Source organism: Altererythrobacter aquiaggeris (assembly GCF_037154015.1).
Taxonomy (GTDB): Bacteria; Pseudomonadota; Alphaproteobacteria; order Sphingomonadales; family Sphingomonadaceae; genus Aestuarierythrobacter; species Aestuarierythrobacter aquiaggeris.
In genome coordinates this window covers 1,449,136-1,467,658 of the sequence record NZ_JBANRL010000001.1, presented here as the reverse complement: position 1 = coordinate 1,467,658, position 18,523 = coordinate 1,449,136, and the positions used below count along the sequence as shown (strand labels likewise).

The 18,523-nt window shown below is 58.3% G+C and carries 19 protein-coding genes; 7 read left to right on the top strand and 12 right to left on the bottom strand.

Going from position 1 to position 18,523, the window contains the following annotated elements; all coding sequences use genetic code 11:
* The 11 genes from WFP06_RS07175 to WFP06_RS07125 form a co-directional block, all read right to left on the bottom strand.
* A complete protein-coding gene (locus WFP06_RS07175; RefSeq protein ID WP_336987659.1) occupies window positions 1-462 on the bottom strand; it encodes a MaoC family dehydratase in 462 nt (153 codons plus the stop codon).
* A 10-nt stretch (window positions 463-472) separates the two neighbouring features.
* Entirely contained in the window at window positions 473-1,270 is a 798-nt protein-coding gene (locus tag WFP06_RS07170) for a DUF1206 domain-containing protein (protein ID WP_336986534.1), read from the bottom strand.
* 53 nt (window positions 1,271-1,323) lie between these two features.
* The gene (gene ychF / locus WFP06_RS07165) at window positions 1,324-2,424 is read right to left on the bottom strand and encodes a redox-regulated ATPase YchF (protein WP_336986533.1); all 1,101 of its coding nucleotides are present in this window, start codon (window positions 2,422-2,424) and stop codon (window positions 1,324-1,326) included.
* 64 nt (window positions 2,425-2,488) lie between these two features.
* On the bottom strand, window positions 2,489-3,475 hold the full coding sequence (locus WFP06_RS07160) for an SDR family oxidoreductase (RefSeq protein WP_336986532.1): 987 nt from the start codon (window positions 3,473-3,475) through the stop codon (window positions 2,489-2,491).
* 93 nt (window positions 3,476-3,568) lie between these two features.
* A complete protein-coding gene (gene pth / locus WFP06_RS07155; RefSeq protein WP_336986531.1) occupies window positions 3,569-4,147 on the bottom strand; it encodes an aminoacyl-tRNA hydrolase in 579 nt (192 codons plus the stop codon).
* Window positions 4,148-4,246: 99 nt separating this feature from the next.
* Window positions 4,247-4,930, bottom strand: a complete 684-nt coding sequence (locus WFP06_RS07150) for a 50S ribosomal protein L25/general stress protein Ctc (protein WP_336986530.1) — start codon at window positions 4,928-4,930, stop codon at window positions 4,247-4,249.
* A 141-nt stretch (window positions 4,931-5,071) separates the two neighbouring features.
* Entirely contained in the window at window positions 5,072-5,962 is an 891-nt protein-coding gene (locus WFP06_RS07145; RefSeq protein ID WP_336986529.1) for a TraB/GumN family protein, read from the bottom strand.
* Window positions 5,959-6,915 (bottom strand): TraB/GumN family protein, encoded by a 957-nt coding sequence (locus WFP06_RS07140; protein WP_336986528.1) that lies wholly within the window; start codon window positions 6,913-6,915, stop codon window positions 5,959-5,961. Before WFP06_RS07140 ends, WFP06_RS07145 begins: the two co-directional genes overlap by 4 nt.
* Before the next feature lie 44 nt (window positions 6,916-6,959).
* Window positions 6,960-7,391: a hypothetical protein gene (locus tag WFP06_RS07135; protein ID WP_336986527.1), complete on the bottom strand. Its 432-nt coding sequence runs from the start codon at window positions 7,389-7,391 to the stop codon at window positions 6,960-6,962.
* Window positions 7,378-7,572 carry a helix-turn-helix transcriptional regulator gene (locus WFP06_RS07130; protein WP_336986526.1) on the bottom strand — a complete coding sequence of 65 codons (195 nt, stop codon included), beginning with the start codon at window positions 7,570-7,572 and terminating at the stop codon, window positions 7,378-7,380. Before WFP06_RS07130 ends, WFP06_RS07135 begins: the two co-directional genes overlap by 14 nt.
* Before the next feature lie 43 nt (window positions 7,573-7,615).
* Complete coding sequence (locus tag WFP06_RS07125) at window positions 7,616-7,750, bottom strand: hypothetical protein (protein WP_336986525.1); 135 nt, start codon at window positions 7,748-7,750, stop codon at window positions 7,616-7,618.
* A gap of 196 nt (window positions 7,751-7,946) precedes the next feature.
* On the opposite strand from WFP06_RS07125, the gene WFP06_RS07120 reads away from it, so the two are divergent.
* The 3 genes from WFP06_RS07120 to ppdK are packed head-to-tail and all read left to right on the top strand — an operon-like array spanning window position 7,947 to window position 13,780.
* Window positions 7,947-8,846: a glycine--tRNA ligase subunit alpha gene (locus WFP06_RS07120; RefSeq protein WP_336986524.1), complete on the top strand. Its 900-nt coding sequence runs from the start codon at window positions 7,947-7,949 to the stop codon at window positions 8,844-8,846.
* Window positions 8,843-11,056 (top strand): glycine--tRNA ligase subunit beta, encoded by a 2,214-nt coding sequence (gene glyS, locus WFP06_RS07115; RefSeq protein WP_336986523.1) that lies wholly within the window; start codon window positions 8,843-8,845, stop codon window positions 11,054-11,056. The genes WFP06_RS07120 and glyS overlap by 4 nt, the downstream gene beginning before the upstream one ends.
* Window positions 11,057-11,116: 60 nt before the next feature.
* Window positions 11,117-13,780, top strand: coding sequence for a pyruvate, phosphate dikinase (ppdK, locus tag WFP06_RS07110; protein ID WP_336986522.1), 2,664 nt, complete (start codon window positions 11,117-11,119; stop codon window positions 13,778-13,780).
* On the opposite strand, the gene WFP06_RS07105 is transcribed toward ppdK, so the two are convergent.
* A complete protein-coding gene (locus tag WFP06_RS07105; protein WP_336986521.1) occupies window positions 13,777-14,616 on the bottom strand; it encodes a methyltransferase domain-containing protein in 840 nt (279 codons plus the stop codon). The two genes, ppdK and WFP06_RS07105, sit on opposite strands and share 4 nt — an antisense overlap.
* Between WFP06_RS07105 and WFP06_RS07100 the strand changes: the two genes are divergently transcribed.
* The 4 genes from WFP06_RS07100 (at window position 14,603) to WFP06_RS07085 (ending at window position 18,416) form a co-directional block, all read left to right on the top strand.
* Window positions 14,603-15,334, top strand: coding sequence for a ComF family protein (locus WFP06_RS07100; protein WP_336986520.1), 732 nt, complete (start codon window positions 14,603-14,605; stop codon window positions 15,332-15,334). The two genes, WFP06_RS07105 and WFP06_RS07100, sit on opposite strands and share 14 nt — an antisense overlap.
* 392 nt (window positions 15,335-15,726) lie before the next feature.
* Window positions 15,727-16,104, top strand: coding sequence for a phosphoribosyl-AMP cyclohydrolase (hisI, locus tag WFP06_RS07095; RefSeq protein ID WP_336986519.1), 378 nt, complete (start codon window positions 15,727-15,729; stop codon window positions 16,102-16,104).
* Between the two features lie 43 nt (window positions 16,105-16,147).
* On the top strand, window positions 16,148-16,579 hold the full coding sequence (locus WFP06_RS07090) for a MerR family transcriptional regulator (RefSeq protein WP_336987658.1): 432 nt from the start codon (window positions 16,148-16,150) through the stop codon (window positions 16,577-16,579).
* A 34-nt stretch (window positions 16,580-16,613) separates the two neighbouring features.
* Window positions 16,614-18,416: an acyl-CoA dehydrogenase C-terminal domain-containing protein gene (locus WFP06_RS07085; protein ID WP_336986518.1), complete on the top strand. Its 1,803-nt coding sequence runs from the start codon at window positions 16,614-16,616 to the stop codon at window positions 18,414-18,416.
* Window positions 18,417-18,523: the final 107 nt, after the last annotated feature.

The window sequence follows — 18,523 nt, the reverse complement described above, 5'->3', positions numbered from 1 at the left end:
TCAGTCTGCCGAAGCGTCGGGATTGCGGACTTTTATGAGGCCGTTGGACAACATCGATGTCACTAGAATATCATCCTGATTATAGACGTGCACCCGGCTTTTGAAGATGCCCAACCCGGGTTTGGTTCGGCTGCGGCGTTTTTCGGTAATCTCGCTTTCACAGCGAAGCGTATCACCCGGATAAACCGGTTTGATCCATTTGAGATCGTCCAACCCGGGTGAACCCAGCGCGGCTTGCGGGTGTTCCGCCATATTATCGACCAGCATCCGCATAACCATTGCGCCGGTGTGCCAGCCGCTCGCAGAAATCCGGCCAAAATATGTCTGCGCCGCGGCCTCGTCGTTAAGATGGAAAGGCTGCGGATCATATTTTGACGCAAAATCGATAACTTCCGCGAGAGTAACGTGGTATTGGCCAAACGATCTTTTCTGGCCAACCACGAGATCCTCGTAATGGAGCAACGTATTTCCGTCAGGCACGGAAGCTGGGCACTTTTCCGTCTGCGCCTAAATCGGGAATGATGCGGTACCGCGCCAGAACGAAGCTGAACAATCCGAAAATCAGCAACCCGGCTGCCACCAGTGTAAAGACAATTCCGCTACCGCTCAACGAAGCCACCGCTTCGCCGAGTGTTTTGACATTATCGCTTCCGCTAGACATGAAACCCGTTTGTACCAACGACCATCCGATCACCGTGAATACGACCGCTCTGGCGATGAAACCGATGCCGCCAAGTGTGCGGGTAATCGGCGGTGCCTGCGCGCTGATGCGTTGCATGAATGAACCTGTGATACCTTTTTTGGCCTGGGATATGGCCGCAAGAAAGAATGTCAGACCCAGAATACCTATCAAAGCGCCGCCAAGTTCCATCGTCAGCACGCCCGCAGCCGCATCCTGTGCGCCGCTGCCCGAGCTGCCCGAACTGGTCGCAAATTTGTATGCTGAATAGGCAAGCGCAACGTGACCTATCGCGCTTCCGGCGTGACCGATGCGGTGACCCCATCCCTTGGCGTCGCTGCCTTGATTCTCGATATCGAACGCGGGGGATGCAAAGCGGAAAAGCGCGTAGCCGAGCAAACCCACCACCATCAACCACAGGATCGCCGTACCGGCAGGAAAATCTTCGATGGCACGAAAAATCCCGTCGGTTCCCTGGCTGATTTTGCCTGCGCTGGTTAAGGCGATGAGGCCAAGGACGGTATATAGGATAGCCCGGCTGAAATAACCGACCCGAACGAGCCAGATAAATTTCTCGGATTTGTCGACCATATTTTGCTCTCCATTTCGGTTCCTAGCTCAACGGAGACGGCGGGCAAAAGTGCCTAGACATTGAATTTAAAGTTCAGAACGTCCCCGTCTTGCACCAGATATTCCTTGCCTTCCTGGCGCAGCTTACCCGCATCGCGTGCGGCGCTTTCGCCGCCAAGTCCGATAAAGTCATCATAGGCAATCGTTTCGGCGCGGATGAACCCGCGTTCGAAATCGGAATGGATTTCTCCGGCCGCTTGCGGCGCTTTGGCACCGGACGGGAAAGTCCATGCCCGCGCTTCCTTCGGCCCGGCGGTGAAATAGGTTTGCAGTCCCAGTAGCTTGTACCCGGCGCGGATTACGCGCGCGAGGCCGGATTCGTCAAGCCCCAGTTCGGCAAGATATTCGGCCCGTTCACCGGTTTCCATACCAACCAGTTCGGATTCGATGGCTGCGGAGACGACTACCGCCTGCGCGCCTTCCGCATCAGCCTTGGCAAATATTTTTGCGGACAGATCATTGCCGTTCGCCGCATCTTCTTCGGCGACGTTGCAGACATACAGGACTGGCTTGGCGGTGAGCAATTGGGCCTGCCGGAAGATACGCGCCTCTTCCTCGTCTTTCGGCTCGGTCAGGCGCGCAGGCTTGCCCTCGCGCAGCAGTTCCAGGGCTTGCCCCAGAACGCTGGCAGTGATTTTGGCTTCCTTGTCGCCGGCCTTGCCCTTTTTCTCTGCCGCAGGAACGCGTTTCTCAAGACTTTCCAGATCCGACAGCATCAGCTCGGTTTCGACAATTTCTGCATCTGCAAGCGGATCGACGGTGTTGGACACGTGCTGGATATCATCATCGATGAAACAGCGCAGAACGTGAACCACAGCATCGACTTCGCGGATGTTACCGAGAAACTGGTTGCCCAGACCTTCACCCTGCGATGCGCCTTTGACCAGTCCCGCGATATCGACAAACGCCAATTGCGTCGGGATGATCTTGGCCGAGTTGGCGATGGCAGCAATTTTATCGAGCCGTTCATCCGGCACGGAAACCTGGCCGACATTGGGTTCGATAGTGCAAAAGGGATAGTTCGCAGCCTGTGCAGCCTGCGTTTCGGTAAGAGCATTGAATAATGTGGATTTGCCGACATTTGGCAGGCCTACGATTCCGCAACGGAAACCCATGAGAAACTCCGGAATATGATTATGGCGCCGCCCTTAGACGGACAGACGCGCGATGGAAAGCCAATCAGCTATGTACGGCGTTGATCATCGGGCTGTAGGGTGACGCCCCCAGCCAGTCGATCTGCGCTTTGGCGCTGGCCTGATTGATCGGGATTTGCGGTTTGGGTCCCGGGTGGACCGGCCGGCGCAGCGGACGGGTTCCGGCGGGCATAGCGATGATTTCGGCAATGGCGTTGGGCACGTCCATCGGATCAGTCGTGCCGCCGCCACCAGTTCCGGCCCTGAGTTGTGCGATCATGGGAGCATAGCCGGCAGTATGCTTTTCATCAGCACGGTCGATAAGCGCGCTGGTCAGCTTGTTGCCGCTCTGCCAGATTTTGGTGGGATAGCCGCCGGGCTGGATGATGGTGACATCGATATTGTGCGGTACCAGCTCGTAAGCGATTTGCTCGCTCATGGCTTCCAGTGCAAATTTGGTTGGCGAATATTGACCAAATGCCGGAAGGATGACCCGGCCAAGCTGCGAGGTGACATTGAATATCTGACCGGATTTGGCGGTGCGCATCGCGGGCAGCACGGCTCGCATCATCCGCTGCGGTCCAAACACATTGGTATCGAAAATCTGCTGCGTGGCCTGCATATCCTGTATTTCGATCGGCCCGGCGATGGACATGCCCGCATTATTGACCAGCACATCAATTGCGCCGCCTGCAATACGCTCCGCCTCGGCGACGCCGGCAGTCACCTGTTCTTCGTCAGTGACATCGATTTCTATGACATGAAGCTCGAGCTTATCCTGCGTTGCCAAGTTTTCCAGCTCGGCCGCCTCTACGCGCGGCAGGTTACGCATGGTTGCAAAAACCTTGGCCCCTTCGCGTGCAAATTTTTCTGCCATCAATCGACCGAAACCGGACGAACAACCGGTGATCAGGATCGCCTTGCCGCTGAGTCCGGCGGGCGCATGAGCCCACGTTGAGGAGGCCGGAATTGCAGCCAGTGCAGAAACGGCAGCGGTTCCCGCAAGCAGTTGTCGGCGGTCTATATCGGGCATATTTCGGAACTCCGTAGTCGTTTGGCGCCAGCCTATGCTCTGCACGGCCAAGCTGCAATACCGTGAGCGGGAGCGGCGAAGGCGGGGGCCATACTATTCGGGCGGTTTTCGGGTTTGCAATGCAATTTCGCTCATGAAACGCGGGGCATTTCCTTGTGCGAGCCAGTCTGCCCGCGACCCGATCGCGGACAGCATTTCGATCAGATCATCCATTTCGGACTTCGCATAGTTTCCCAGGACATGGCCCGTGACGCGGTCTTTGGAACCGGGATGGCCAATACCCAGCCGCACGCGTTGAAATTCACTGCCGCAGTGTTTGTCGATAGATCGCAATCCGTTGTGGCCCGCAGTGCCGCCGCCTTGCTTCATCTTTACCTTGAACGGGGCAAGATCAAGCTCGTCATGGAACACGGTTAGCGCGTCCAGACCCAGCTTGTAGAAGCGCATTGCTTCACCGACTGCGCGGCCGCTCTCGTTCATGAAGGTGGCGGGTTTGAGGATGATGATGCGCTGGTCGCCGATCCGGCCATCCTGCATCCAGCCGGAAAATTTTTTCTGAACAGGACCAAACCTGTGCATTTCTGCAATAACATCGCACGCCATAAAGCCGACATTATGCCGGTGCATCGCATATTGCGGTCCCGGATTTCCTAAACCTACCCATAATTGCATAACAGGCGGGATAGCGCGTGTTTGCTGCGTTACAAACAAAAACACCGCCAGCCTTTCGGCCAGCGGTGTCCTTGAATTGCACAATGGACGGAGCGAAAATTACTCGCTCTTGTCGCCGTCTTCTTCGTCAGCGGTCTGCTCGGAAGCAGGTACATCGGCCGCATCGGCTTTTTCGCCTTCGTCACCGTCGGCTGCTTCATCGTCCTGGCTCTTGAGCGCGGACGGCGCGACGATTGTTGCGATGGTGAAATCGCGGTCGGTGATCTGGCTGACCGAACCTTCGGGCAACGTGATTTCGCTGAAGTGGATCGAATCGCCGACTTCGAGGCCGGTAACATCGATTTCGATCTCGTCGGGAATCTTGTCCGATTCGCAGATCAGTTCCAGTTCGTGACGAACCACGTTGAGAACGCCGCCCTTCTTGAGGCCGGGGCTCATTTCCTGATTGATGAAGTGGACCGGAATTTCGACTTCGATCTTCGCGTCTTTGGACAGACGCAGGAAATCGGCATGGATCGGACGGTCGGACACAGGGTGGAAGGCAACATCCTTCGGCAGCGTGCGCACTTTTTTCCCGTTAACCTCGATCATGACGATCGAGTTCATGAAGTGGCCTGTCATAAGCTGGCGCACCAGCTCCTTCGCTTCTACATGGATCGGACGGGGAGACTTTCCGCCGCCGTAAATAACGGCTGGAACGCGGCCTTCGCGACGCAGCGCACGGGAGGCTCCCTTGCCCGCCTGTTCGCGTGTCTCGGCCGGCAGTGTCAGAGCATCGCTCATAGGATATGCCTTTCAAAAGTGTTTGATCAAAGATTGGTTAAAGTCGGTGTCCCGCCACGCCTCCAGGGATGTCTGCGGCCGGGAAGGGCGCGCCATTAAGGCGAAACCGCCCTGTTTGCAACCCTTGCATGCGCTTTGGCTCTATTGGATGCGCTTAATTTTCCAGCCGCGCGCCGCCAATTGTTCGGGCAATCCCTCTGGCCCGGCCATATGCGCCGCACCAGCCGCAATAAAAGGTTTCTTGCCGGCCCTGATCCACGCCTCGATTTTCGGTAACCAGTTGTCATTGCGGCTAACCAGCAATGCGTCGCGAAGTTCGGGATCGGCCAGCAACCCCTGCTTTGTTTCCTCGACCATTGCTGCAACGTCACCCGTCAGCCAGCTGTTCATCAACCGCTCGCTTTCCTTTTCGGAGTCGGGCGCCGACCGGATGACGGCGCTCAGCAAATCGACCTGCTCTTTTTCGGGTAAACTATCGAACCGGCTGAGCTGGTCGGTGGTGCCTTCCAGTTCGGCGACCTCCATTCCGGCATTTCCGCGCAGCAGCGCGACATCAACGCCTTCCCCCTCATCCGCAGGTGCGGTCGCCTGAACCAGCATCAACGCTGCCGCCCAACTTTCGATCTGGGCGAAATCCTGATCGCGGTTGCCAGCTTGCTTGAGCAGCAGGGCCAAATCGTCCTGCAGCTCCGGGCTGACCCGATGGGACAGATTTCCGTGGCCTGCCGACTGGCCCAGACGGGCAAATTCGGCCGCAATAGCGGCCGTGTCGTCGATTTGCGCGATCTCAAGCACCAGCAGATCGCTCCGCGCCAAAGCGCGGTCGATTATGCCGGTCCGCCATTCGGCCCCCGGAGGCAGGGAATGTATCGTTCCGAAAAGAAAAGCGCTTTCGCCATTGTCACCGGTCAGCATCCACAGCGCAGGGGAGGGCGCGGGACCCTCCGCCTGCTCCGGTTCAGCCCCGCAAGCAGCGAGCGCCAATGCAGCTGCTGCGGCAAGGACAGTATGCCATAGTGAGGTGATTTTCACTGGACGCGAATGACCTTAAAGCCGCGCGCGGCGAGAAGATCCTGGACACTTTTATCTCCGGCCAGATGACCGGCGCCGACCGCGATGAAGATCGTGCCGGGCTGATCCATCCGGTTATCGATCCATTCCGCCCAGTTCCCGTTGCGCGCATACAGCAGCCGGTCTGCCAGAACCGGATCGGTCATGCTGTCATTCATCAACACCGCGAGCGCTTCGGCATCACCTTCGACCCATTCGGCCACCATTTTGTCGAGCATGGGTTTGATCTCATCGACATTTTCGGCAGTCTCGATCAGGAATTTGACTTGGGAATCAAGCGGCAATTCGTCAAATACCGAAATCTGGAATTCAACCGTTTCCAACTCGCCGCGCTCCATTTTGGCGCCGGCATTTTTCTCGAGCACCTTTTCGACGCCGGTTTCTGCATCATAACCCTGCTGCTGCAGCGGAATCATCGCCAGATTCATTGCTGCAAACCAGGGTTCGAACTGGTCGAAAGTGGCTGGCGGTAATCCGATCTTGGTCATCGCGGCGTCATAACTGGCGCGCTGGTCGTCGTTCAGAAGTCCGCGGAGTGTCTGTCCTTCAGGCAGTAATGCCTTGGTTGAAATCAGCGCCTGCATCCGCTGCGGGATATCGGGTGTCATCATGATTTCGGTCACCAGCTTGTCGGAAGAAGACAGCGCAGTTGCGACATCGTCCTTCAACCATTCCACATCCTTGGGCAGCGCGTGGACAGTACCGAACAGATAGATCGTTGTATCGTCGTCAGCCAGTTGCCACAAAGCCGGGCCGGAAGGCGCAGGAATGCTGGCCATCTCCACCGTTTCGGCCGCAACGCGCGTTGTCTCGACCGGAGTGGGAAGCTGCTGTGTCTGCGCGCAAGCCGGCAACGCAAACAACAGCGCGAGCGCCGAGGCAGAGCCGGCGAATTTACGGGTAAGTCGTGTCATATCAATTCCTTTGACAGGGTTTGCTGTATCGGGGGTTAATTTCGTCAACGCCAGCCAAGTTTGCGGGCAAGGTAGGCGGCGCCGGTAAAGGCAAGCGTGAATGTATAGACTGCCCATTGATCGGGCGGCCCGGCAAGGCCTACCTGATTGATAATCCACCAGACGGGCAAGGCCGCAAAATAGAAATAAAGACCAATCAGCGAGGCCCAGAGATTATCGGCCAGATCAAGTTCGTCGACCTTGTGGAAGTACAGATTTGTCGCCCGGATCATCCCGCCCAGGGCAATGATTATTACCGGTATGATTGTCCAGGCGGGTATCGAGCCTACAGCAATCAAGCCTTGAAAGATGCCCGAGGCCATACCGACGACCACACCCCCGGCAAACATGAAGGCGACCCATGTCAAAACGGTCCTACGGCGTTTCTTGAGCCTTGCCTCGCCGGTCATTGAGGTGGCAGTTTCAGTGTTGGTCATTGAAAATCTCCTCGATGGGCATGTTGAACAGGCGGGCAATTCGGAAGGCGAGGGGAAGCGACGGGTCGTGCTTCCCCGTCTCGATCGCATTAACGGCTTGCCGCGATACATCGAGCCTTCCGGCAAGTTCGGCCTGGCTCCAGTCGCGTTCGGCACGGAGGACTTTGAGACGGTTGTTCACAGCGCTCCCTATGATCGCATGTCGAGGGGGTGGAGGAAGTAAATCAGAAAACGATCTTGCTTACGGGGGCGAGGATGTTCCCGGCACCATAGCCGGCTAGGAACAGGATCGCCGCGCCAAAAACGTAGGGGGCCGTTTCGCGAAGCGCAGGATATTTGTTCGAAACACTCAACTTCATTGCTTACTCCTGTCATTAAGTGCTGACTATATGTCAGGTATGCATGACTATATGTCGCGTTTCGCTGACACTGTCAAGACTACCTGACATATAGTCAGCATTTCCTGTCTTTGCTGCGCTTTGTGCGAGTCGGGTGGGCTGATATGCGGCAGCGCAGCATTGACCCTATTCCGGCACTGCGCCAAAGCGCGTTCCCATGAAGAGAGACCCTTCGAAATCGTTTCAGGACATGATCCTTACGCTGCATGATTACTGGAGCGCGCAGGGCTGTTTGATCCTCCAGCCATATGATATGCGGATGGGCGCAGGTACGTTTCACACTGCGACCACATTGCGCGCGCTCGGCCCGGAGCCGTGGAACGCCGCATTCGTGCAGCCCTGCCGCCGCCCGACCGATGGCCGGTACGGTGACAACCCCAACCGGCTGCAACATTACTACCAGTATCAGGTGATCCTGAAGCCAAGCCCGCCCGATATTCAGGAACTTTATTTGGAAAGCCTGCGCGTAATCGGGATCGATCCGCTGAAGCACGACATCCGCTTCGTCGAAGATGACTGGGAATCGCCCACACTGGGCGCATGGGGCCTCGGCTGGGAAGTCTGGTGCGACGGGATGGAAGTCACCCAGTTCACTTACTTCCAGCAAATGGGCGGATTTGACTGCAAGCCCGTCGCTGGCGAGCTCACCTACGGGCTCGAACGGCTCGCGATGTATATCCAGGGCGTGGACAGCGTTTACGACCTGCAGTTCAATTCCGCTGGTGTGTCCTACGGCGAGGTATTCCTCGAAAACGAAAAACAGATGTCGAAATGGAACTTCGAAGTTGCCGACACTGGTGCGCTGTTCGATCTGTTCAATAAAGCCGAGGCGGAGTGCAAGAATGCGCTTGCCCATGATGTGCCGATCGCAGCCTATGAGCAGGCGGTCGAGGCCAGCCATATCTTCAATCTGCTGCAAGCGCGCGGCGTGATCAGCGTGCAGGAACGCGCCAGCTATATGGGCCGGGTCCGCGATCTGGCGCGCGGTTCCTGCGAAGCGCATATGACGAAGGAAAAGGCCGGCTGGGCGGAGAAATATCCGGAGTGGTCGGCATGAGCGATTTTCTTCTGGAAGTCCGCAGCGAAGAAATTCCCGCGCGTATGCAAAAGGGTGCACGGGGCGAGTTGGAAAAGCTGTTCCGCCGCGAAATGGATGCGGCCGGTGTGTCGCATGGCGAGTTGACGATTTACACCACACCGCGCCGCCTCGCGCTGATTGCGCGCGATTTGCCGCTGGAAACAGCGGCTGTCAGCGAAGAGGCCAAGGGTCCGCCCGAAGGGGCTCCCGATCAGGCGGTCGAAGGGTTCTGCCGCAAGAACGGCGTGACGCGCGATCAGCTTGAGGTCCGCGATATCAAAGGACGCAACACATACTTCGCCGTCATCGACAAGCCGGGCAGGGCGGTCACAGGCGTTCTGGCCGAGGCGATCCCCGCGATCATCCGTGATTTCACCTGGCCAAAGTCTCAGCGTTGGGGCGCGGCATCGATCAGCACAGAGAGCATCCGCTGGGTGCGCCCGCTCTCGGGCATAGTCGCGCTGCTGGGCAATGAAATCGTCGAATGCGAAGTGCACGGCGTGACGTCCGGCGCGGTCACATTGGGCCACCGTTTCCATCACTCGGGCGACATTACGATTGGTGGGGCTGATGACTATGCGGTCAAATTGCGTGCTGGTCATGTGATTGTCGATCACGCGGAGCGCGAGAACATTATCCGCAGCGGTGCGGCCAAGGCCGCGCAGGAAGCGGGCCTATCACTGGTCGAGGATGAAGGTCTGGTAATCGAAAACGCCGGCCTGACCGAATGGCCCGTGCCGCTGCTCGGCCGGTTCGAGGATGATTTCCTCGAAGTGCCGCCAGAGACAATCCAGCTGACCGCGCGCGTGAACCAGAAGTATTTCGTGTGCGAGAGGGATGGCAAGCTAGCCAACGCCTTTATTTGCACCGCCAATATCGATGCGGAAGACCCGGCTGTGGTGGTCGAAGGCAACCGCAAAGTCCTCGCCGCAAGGCTCTCCGATGCGAAGTTCTTCTGGGATGTGGATCGCAAGAAGACTCTGGAGGAACATGCCAAGGGTCTTGAGCGGATTACCTTCCATGAGAAGCTTGGCACGGTTGCTGATAAGGTCGAGCGGGTTGCGAAGCTGGCCGAATGGCTCGCGAGCGAAGGCATCGTGCCGGATTGCGACCCCGCGCTTGCGCGCCAGGCCGCTGAGTTGTGCAAAGCTGATCTCGTTACCGAAATGGTCGGCGAGTTTCCGGAACTACAAGGCTTGATGGGCGGCTACTACGCCCGCGCCGAAGGTCTGCCGGATGCTGTCGCTGACGCGATCCGCGATCACTACAAGCCGGTCGGGCAGGGCGATGATGTGCCAACTGCTCCTGTAACGGTGGCTGTGAGTTTGGCGGATAAGTTGGATACCTTAAGTTCGTTCTTCTTCATCGGCGAGGTTCCTACGGGATCCAAGGATCCATTCGCGTTGAGACGAGCAGCGCTTGGCCTCATTCGAATGGTTCTGACTAACAAATTGCGAGCGTCGTTGCTGAGGGTTTCCACCGAGGCAGTCTTTCACCATACCGGCTTGGATCAAACTGGCGCGACAATTGCCAGTGCTACGAAACGCGTTCGTGTTTCGGGCGAGGGGAGAACCGCGAAGGAGATATTTGAAAAGATGTCGCCCGATGAGCGGCAGGGCTTGGTCACGGCCTTGGAGACCGGTGATACGGGCGGCAAAACGGCAGAAAGGTCGGTCCGCGCACTTTTTGACTTTTTCGTCGACCGCCTAAAAGTCCAACAACGCGAAGCGGGCGTCCGTCACGACCTGATCGACGCGGTGTTCGCACTCGGCGGAGAGGACGATCTCGTGCGCCTCCTCGCTCGCGTCCATGCACTCCAATCCTTTATGGAAAGCGACGACGGCGCGAACCTCCTCGCGGGGTACAAGCGAGCGGCGAATATCCTCAAGAAGGAAGACTGGTCGGACGAGCAGAAAAACTCACTGTCCTACACGCCAGAACCAGCCGAGAAGGCGCTGATCGACGCGCTTGATATGGCGGAGCCCAAGGCGGCTGCGTCTATCGAGAGCGAAGATTTCGGCGCGGCAATGGCGGCCCTGGCCAGCTTGCGCGCGCCGATTGATGCCTTTTTCGAGGATGTGACGGTGAATGATGACGATCAGGACAAGCGCGCCGCACGCCTCGGGTTGTTGCTGCGCTTCCGCAACGCAGTCCACACCGTGGCCGATTTCGCCCGGATCGAGGGTTAGGGTTTTTCATTCCTCTAACCCTGTCACAAGTGTCACTTTGAAAGAAAAGCGGTCAGTTAGATGAACCAGACAGTCTATCCCTTCGGCGGCGGCGCACCGCTCGACGATCCCCGCGCGAAGGACAAAAATGTCACCGGCGGCAAGGGCGCGAACCTCGCTGAAATGGCCAGTATCGGTCTGCCGGTCCCTCCCGGCTTCACCATCACGACCGAAGAATGCGTCAGCTATCTGGCGGGCGGTTCGGACTTCTCAGACAAATTGCGCAGCGATGTCGCCAGCGCGCTGCAACACATCGAGAAAGCCGTTGGAAAACCCTTCGGCGATGCGGCCAATCCGATGCTGGTCTCGGTCCGCTCCGGCGCGAGGGTTTCTATGCCGGGCATGATGGACACGGTTCTCAACCTCGGCCTGAATGACGAGACTGTTGAAGGCCTTGCGACCAGCAGCGGCGATGCGCGTTTTGCTTGGGACAGCTACCGCCGCTTCATCCAGATGTACTCGGACGTTGTCCTCGGCCTGGACCATGGCGAGTTCGAAGAAGCGCTGGAGATCGCCAAGGAAGACAAGGGTTTCTACTCCGACACCGAGATGGAAGCTGAAGATTGGCAAGCGCTGGTCAGCGAATTCAAAGCCATCGTCGAGCGTGAGCAAGGCAAGCCGTTCCCGCAGGACGTTTCGGAGCAACTTTGGGGTGCTATCGCGGCCGTCTTTGACAGCTGGGACAGCGACCGCGCCAAGGTTTACCGCCGCCTCAACGGCATCTCCGCCGATTGGGGCACCGCGGTCAATGTGCAGGCGATGGTATTCGGCAACATGGGCGAAACCAGCGCCACCGGCGTTGCCTTCACCCGCGACCCCGCGACTGGCGACAAGAGCTATTACGGCGAGTGGTTGATCAACGCGCAAGGTGAAGACGTGGTCGCGGGCATCCGTACACCGCAATATCTGACGCTCGCTGCGCGCGAAAAAGCGAACGCCAAGCTGCTCAGCATGGAAGAAGCCATGCCCGATGCGTACGGCGAGCTAGCGCACACATTCGAACTGCTCGAAGCGCATTACCGCGACATGCAGGATATCGAGTTTACCGTGGAACGCGGCAAGCTGTGGCTGCTGCAAACGCGCAGCGGCAAGCGGACGGCCAAGGCAGCGCTGAAGATGGCGGTCGATATGGCGGGCGAGGGGCTGATCGATCAGCGCGAGGCTGTGCTGCGGGTCGATCCCATGGCGCTGGATCAATTGCTTCACCCCACGCTCGACCCAGAAGCAGCGCGCGACGTCATGGCGCGCGGTTTGCCTGCTTCGCCGGGTGCGGCATCAGGCAAAGTCGTGCTGGATGCTGATGCCGCAGAAAGCTGGACCCAGCGCGGCGAGAAGGTCGTGCTGGTACGCGTGGAAACATCACCCGAAGACATTCACGGAATGCACGCCGCGCAAGGGATCCTGACAGCACGCGGCGGGATGACCAGCCACGCAGCGGTTGTTGCGCGCGGTATGGGCCGGCCATGCGTGTCAGGCGCGTCGCAAGTCGTGATCGACATTGTCAGCCGGACCTTGAAAATCGGGCTTACCGAACTGAAGGAAGGCGACACCATCACGCTTGATGGGTCAACCGGCGAAATCATGCTGGGTGCCGTGCCGACAATCGAGCCGGAACTGGTCGGCGATTTCGGTGTGATCATGGAATGGGCCGACGCCAACCGCCGCATGAAAGTCCGGACCAACGCGGAAACCCCGCAGGACTGTAAAATGGCACGGCAGTTTGGCGCGGAAGGCATCGGCCTGTGTCGTACCGAACACATGTTCTTCGACGCAGGCCGTATAACTGCCGTTCGTCAAATGATTCTGGCCGAAGATGAGGCGGGCCGCCGCGAAGCACTGGCCAAATTGCTGCCCGAACAACGCAGCGACTTCGCTGCAATTTTCGAGGTGATGGCCGGCCTCCCATGCACCATCCGACTGCTCGATCCGCCGCTTCACGAATTCCTGCCCCATTCCGAAGCGGAATTTGCGGAAGTGGCCGATGCGACGGGTCTGGGCGTGGATCATCTCAAGCGCCGTGCAGCGGAATTGCACGAGTTCAACCCGATGCTGGGCCACCGCGGCTGCCGCCTTGGCATAACGTATCCGGAAATTTACGAAATACAGGCGCGCGCGATTTTCGAAGCTGCTTGCGATGTGGCGGAAGCATCGGGCGAGGCGCCGATCCCGGAGATCATGATCCCGCTGGTGGCAACGCGCCGGGAACTGACCATCCTCAAGGCACTGATCGACAAAACTGCCGGTGAAGTATTTGGCGAAAAGGGCCGCGAGCTGGAATATCTGGTCGGCACGATGATCGAATTGCCCCGCGCCGCTCTGGTTGCGGGCGATATAGCGCATGATGCGGCGTTTTTCAGCTTTGGCACGAATGACCTGACGCAAACGACCCTGGGTGTCTCACGCGATGATGCGGCACGCTTCCTTGCGCCATACGTGGAACGCGGCATTTATCCGCGCGATCCGTTTGTCAGTCTCGACATCGAGGGTGTCGGTCAGCTGGTCGAACTCGCGGCGGAGCGGGGCAGGGCAACTCGTCCACAAATCAAGCTGGGCATTTGCGGCGAACACGGGGGCGATCCAGCAAGCATCGATTTCTGCGAACAGCAGAAGCTCGATTATGTCTCGGCTTCACCCTATCGCGTTCCGATTGCACGATTGGCGGCCGCGCAGGCGGCCCTGCGCTAGGACTTCCAACCGCTGAGCGTGATGATTTCAAAACATTCGGCAACCTTGCCATCACCGCCCGCCTTTGCCGCGAACAGCTGGCTGGCCAGACGATAGGTAAAGCGGTCCATTGGCGGGGGGCGGTTGGCCAATGCGTTGCCGAGACCCTGTTCGCGCAGGTCTGCAACCAGCCGGTCTAGCGAGCTGTAACGCACGTCGACCGAATGGCTGTCCACGACCTGTTTTGCAAAGCCGGCGCGCTGCATCAATTCTGCACCGGCGCGCACATCGACCATCGGGTGCATCCGGGCAGCAGGTCTGTCGCCATCGGCCGCCAGCAGTGCGGCACGCAAGTTGACCAGGCTGCCTGCGCCGATCAGGCTCCCGATGAAGAAACCGCCGGGGGCAAGTGCCTCTCGGATATGAATCAGCGCACCGGGCAGATCGTTGACCGTCTCCAGCGTGCCAAAGCTTGCGACGAGATCAAAATCATGCGCTGGCAGTGGCAGGCGCTCGTCGATCCGGACGGCGCCGTCAATCCCTGCCGGATCAGCGCGCGTAACATCAGCGCCCGTCAGGGACCGCGCGAACACCCCAGTCCAATCGCCGATAATCAACGCACGCTTTGGGTCCAACCGCATGAATTCCAGCCGATCGATCGCATCTTCGACCATATCGTCCAGCACATAATGCGCTGCATCTCCGCGCGCTTGCAATGCGGATAGCCGCTCACGGTTGGCCTGCCGCCGCCTCGCGCTGAAAATTCTCGGGGGTTGCTTCGGCTGCATCGCCCAAAGCCCTGCCGCGCTTGCCGTTTCGGCGCAAGTCAGCCAGCATGGTTTTGTGAATTTTCTCAAAACTATCGCGCCGCTTGTGGACCTGATCTATCCGCCGAGATGCCCCTTGTGCGGGACCGCTCTGGCTGCGCAAGACGGGCTGTGCGCCGGGTGCTGGGCCGAACTTGACGTGCCCGGCGAGCCATCGTGCGCGACCTGTCAGCGCCCGTTTGCCGGTGGAACTGGTACGGCAGGGGCGGTTTGTGCGCCGTGCCTTGCAGAACCCCCGCTGCACGACGGGATTGCCGCGGGAGCATTATATAACGATCCTTCGCGCAGACTGATTCTGTCATTCAAACACGGGCGCAGAATTGCGCTTGCCCCAATGCTGGCGCGCTTGATGTCCGCCAGATTGCCAGCGTTGGAAGGCGGCTGGCTGGTAGTCCCGGCCCCGCTGCACAGACGCCGCTTATGGCAAAGGGGGTTCAACCAGTCTGCCTTGTTGGCGCGCGAGATTGCCCGATTGTCCGGCCAGGCCCTGTGCGTCGATGGACTGGTGCGACGCAAACCGACGCCGCAACTAGGCGGATTGGGCAGGCGGGACCGTGCCAAAGCGCTTGCGGGAGCGATAGAGGTCAATCCGGGCCGCCGTTCGGATCTCGCCAGCGCAAATATCGTATTGGTCGATGATGTCATGACGAGCGGCGCAACCAGCAATGCGTGCGTAAAAGCGCTCAAGAAAGCCGGAGCCGACAAGGTGATCGTCGCCTGTTTTGCGAGAGTGATCGACAAGATATGAACTGAAGAGGAAGTTCCGAATGACAGAAACGGAAACGCCCGGGACCACGGTCCCGGGCGCGCGTGACGAAATAAGTAGGATCTACCTTGCGGCTAAGACATCACTCCCCCAAGTGGTGCCAAGATCCTGTCCCTCAAACTTCGTCCCGGACGCGCCAGTTACTACCGGCTGCTGGCCCGGACCCCTGAACCCCGGCGCTCGATTCGACGCCGCTTGCCTAGTGGTACCTTCCCTAACGGAAAGGCAGCGCTGTAATCTCACCACTGCCGTTGAAATCATAGGACGTTCTGTGAACAGCATGGATTTTGGACTGACATTGTGGTTATCGTGCAACAAGTCGAATGCCGGCTGTCCAGACGCTTAAGTCCTGCAAAATTGGAAGTTTGTTCAGAATGCCAAAGGAAGACAACAATTTGCGCGAGCGCGGTTCTGCTTTTTTGCCGAAGTTCGGCAGTGACGGCCTGTTGACCGCCGTAGTCATCGAACGGGAAAGCAACAGACCGCTTATGGTGGCCCATATGAATGCCGAAGCACTTTCCAGAAGCCGCGAGACCGGTATCGCGCATTTCTACTCGCGATCGCGGCAGGCGTTGTGGATGAAAGGCGAAACGTCGGGAAACATCCTGACGATCGAACGGATTTTCGTGGATTGCGATCAGGACGCGCTCGTCCTTGTGTGCGTTCCCGCGGGACCAGCCTGCCACACTGGTGCATTCAGCTGCTTTTACCGCGAACTGGTCGGGGATGAGTTAACCCCGAATTTTGATTGACCTTTACGTTAAGGTTAGCTACTGTGTTTCTGTGACTGATACAATGGACAAGCCAGGCAGGGCCCATGCCGGAGCCCACATCGAACGCCCTGATGATCAGGCGCGCGAAAAATATACCATTTCCGATCTGACGCGAGAGTTTGAAGTAACCGCGCGCGCGCTTCGTTTTTATGAAGATGAAGGGCTGATTGCTCCCGCCAGAGTTGGGTTGCAGCGGATTTACTCGAAGCGTGACCGTACCCGCCTCGCGTGGATCATGCGCGCCAAGAACGTCGGCTTCAGCCTGACCGAAATCAAGGAGATGATCGATCTCTATGATCTTGGTGATGGCCGCGTCGAGCAGCGCCGCGTCACGATCGAGCGGTGCCGCGCCCATGTAAAAAAGTTGAAGCAGCAGCGCGAGGATATCGATTCCTCGATTACCGAGCTATCCGAATTTATCGAACACATCGAAACACTGGAATTGCCGCGATAATCGCGCCTTCCAAAATACAGTAAGGAACCGAAATATGCCACAGTACAAGGCCCCTGTACGCGACGCCCAGTTCATTTTGAACGAGGTTCTCAATATCGAAAGCCACGGCAATCTGCCCGGTTTCGAAAGCGCTTCGGAAGACATTGTGAATGCTGTGCTCGAAGGCGGCGGTAAATTCACCGCAGAGGTCTTGTTCCCGCTCAATTCCATCGGCGACCGGGAGGGTTGCACCCGTCACGAGGACGGCAGTGTCACCACCCCGACCGGCTTCAAGGATGCGTTTGACCAGTTCCGCGAGGCGGGATGGGGTACGCTGACTGCACCGGAAGAATTCGGCGGGCAGGGTATGCCGCACGCAATCGGTTTCGTGATGGAAGAATTCATGGCGTCATCAAATCAGGCGTTCGCAATGTATCCCGGCCTTACCAATGGCGCGGTTTCCGCAATTCTCGCCAAGGGATCGCAGGAGCAAAAGGAGACGTTCGTTCCCAAAATGGTATCCGGCGAATGGACCGGAACCATGAACCTGACGGAGCCGCATTGCGGCACCGATCTGGGCATGATCCGGACCAAGGCCGAACCGCAATCCGATGGCAGCTACGCGATCACCGGGACAAAGATTTTCATCAGTTCCGGCGAACATGACATGGCCGAGAACATCATCCATCTGGTGTTGGCAAAAACGCCCGGTGCCCCCGATTCGTCCAAAGGGATATCTCTGTTCATCGTGCCCAAGTTCATGCTCGACGCGGACGGCAATCCTGCTGAGCGTAATGCGGCAATGTGCGGTTCGATCGAACACAAGATGGGCATCCACGGCAATTCCACCTGCGTCATGAATTTCGACGGCGCGATCGGCTATATGGTCGGCGAAGAAAACAAAGGTCTCGCGGCGATGTTCGTGATGATGAATGCCGCCCGGCTTGGCGTTGGCATTCAGGGCCTCGGCGCGGCCGAAGTCTCTTACCAGAATGCTGTACAATATGCGCAGGATCGCCGTCAGGGCCGCGCCTTGACCGGACCTGCCGATCCAGAGGAAAAGGCGGATACGCTGTTCGTCCATCCTGACGTCCGCCGGATGCTGATGGACGGCAAGGCCTTCACCGAAGGTATGCGCGCATTGTGCATCTGGGGCGCGCTTCAGGTTGATCTCAGCCACAAGGCTGGCAGCGAGGAAGAACGCCAAATGGCCGACGACCTCATCAGCCTGCTGACCCCCGTCATCAAGGGCTACGGCACTGACAAGGGCTATGACGTGGCAACCAACATGCAGCAGGTCTATGGCGGCCATGGCTATATCGAGGAATGGGGCATGAGCCAGTATGTTCGCGATGCCCGGATTGCGATGATTTACGAAGGCACCAATGGCGTTCAGGCGATGGATCTGTGCGGCCGTAAGCTCGCGCAGAATGGCGGGCGCGGCGTGCAGGCGTTCTTCACAGTTGTCGATGACGAATGCACCGCTGCGAAGGAAGTGCCTGAGCTGGCCGATCTGGCCGAACGCACGATGAAAGCCAATGGCGAGCTTAAGGCTGCTACTGGCTGGTTCATGCAAAATGCGATGGCCAATCCCAACCATCTGGGCGCTGGCGCCCATCACTATATGCACATGATGGGCATTGTAGCGCTGGGCCTGATGTGGGTGCGTATGGGCACAACGGCAGTTGCCGCGCTCAAAAACGGCTCCGGTGACAAGGCATTCTATGAAAGCAAGCTGGTCACTGGCCGCTACTTCGGTGAACGCTACACGCCAGACGTTGGCGCGCTCCGCCGGAAGATCGAGATCGGCGGCGATTCGATGATGGAACTGCCAGTGGAATCCTTTGCTACGGCGTAATCTCTACGCCTTTTCGGAGCAGCTTGAATTGATGGGCGCGGTGTGGGGTGCGATCTCACATCGCCAACACCAAACCGCGCCATGACAAAGTGAGAAGCGACGAGATG

Bases quoted from the DNA above. Each gene is read 5' to 3' on its own strand.
- WFP06_RS07170 (WP_336986534.1), bottom strand. From the start codon at position 1,270: ATGGTCGACAAATCCGAGAAATTTATCTGGCTCGTTCGGGTCGGTTAT.
- ychF (WP_336986533.1), bottom strand. From the start codon at position 2,424: ATGGGTTTCCGTTGCGGAATCGTAGGCCTGCCAAATGTCGGCAAATCC.
- WFP06_RS07160 (WP_336986532.1), bottom strand. From the start codon at position 3,475: ATGCCCGATATAGACCGCCGACAACTGCTTGCGGGAACCGCTGCCGTT.
- pth (WP_336986531.1), bottom strand. From the start codon at position 4,147: ATGCAATTATGGGTAGGTTTAGGAAATCCGGGACCGCAATATGCGATG.
- WFP06_RS07150 (WP_336986530.1), bottom strand. From the start codon at position 4,930: ATGAGCGATGCTCTGACACTGCCGGCCGAGACACGCGAACAGGCGGGC.
- WFP06_RS07140 (WP_336986528.1), bottom strand. From the start codon at position 6,915: ATGACACGACTTACCCGTAAATTCGCCGGCTCTGCCTCGGCGCTCGCG.
- WFP06_RS07135 (WP_336986527.1), bottom strand. From the start codon at position 7,391: ATGACCAACACTGAAACTGCCACCTCAATGACCGGCGAGGCAAGGCTC.
- WFP06_RS07125 (WP_336986525.1), bottom strand. From the start codon at position 7,750: ATGAAGTTGAGTGTTTCGAACAAATATCCTGCGCTTCGCGAAACGGCC.
- WFP06_RS07120 (WP_336986524.1), top strand. From the start codon at position 7,947: ATGAAGAGAGACCCTTCGAAATCGTTTCAGGACATGATCCTTACGCTG.
- glyS (WP_336986523.1), top strand. From the start codon at position 8,843: ATGAGCGATTTTCTTCTGGAAGTCCGCAGCGAAGAAATTCCCGCGCGT.
- ppdK (WP_336986522.1), top strand. From the start codon at position 11,117: ATGAACCAGACAGTCTATCCCTTCGGCGGCGGCGCACCGCTCGACGAT.
- hisI (WP_336986519.1), top strand. From the start codon at position 15,727: ATGCCAAAGGAAGACAACAATTTGCGCGAGCGCGGTTCTGCTTTTTTG.
- WFP06_RS07090 (WP_336987658.1), top strand. From the start codon at position 16,148: ATGGACAAGCCAGGCAGGGCCCATGCCGGAGCCCACATCGAACGCCCT.
- WFP06_RS07085 (WP_336986518.1), top strand. From the start codon at position 16,614: ATGCCACAGTACAAGGCCCCTGTACGCGACGCCCAGTTCATTTTGAAC.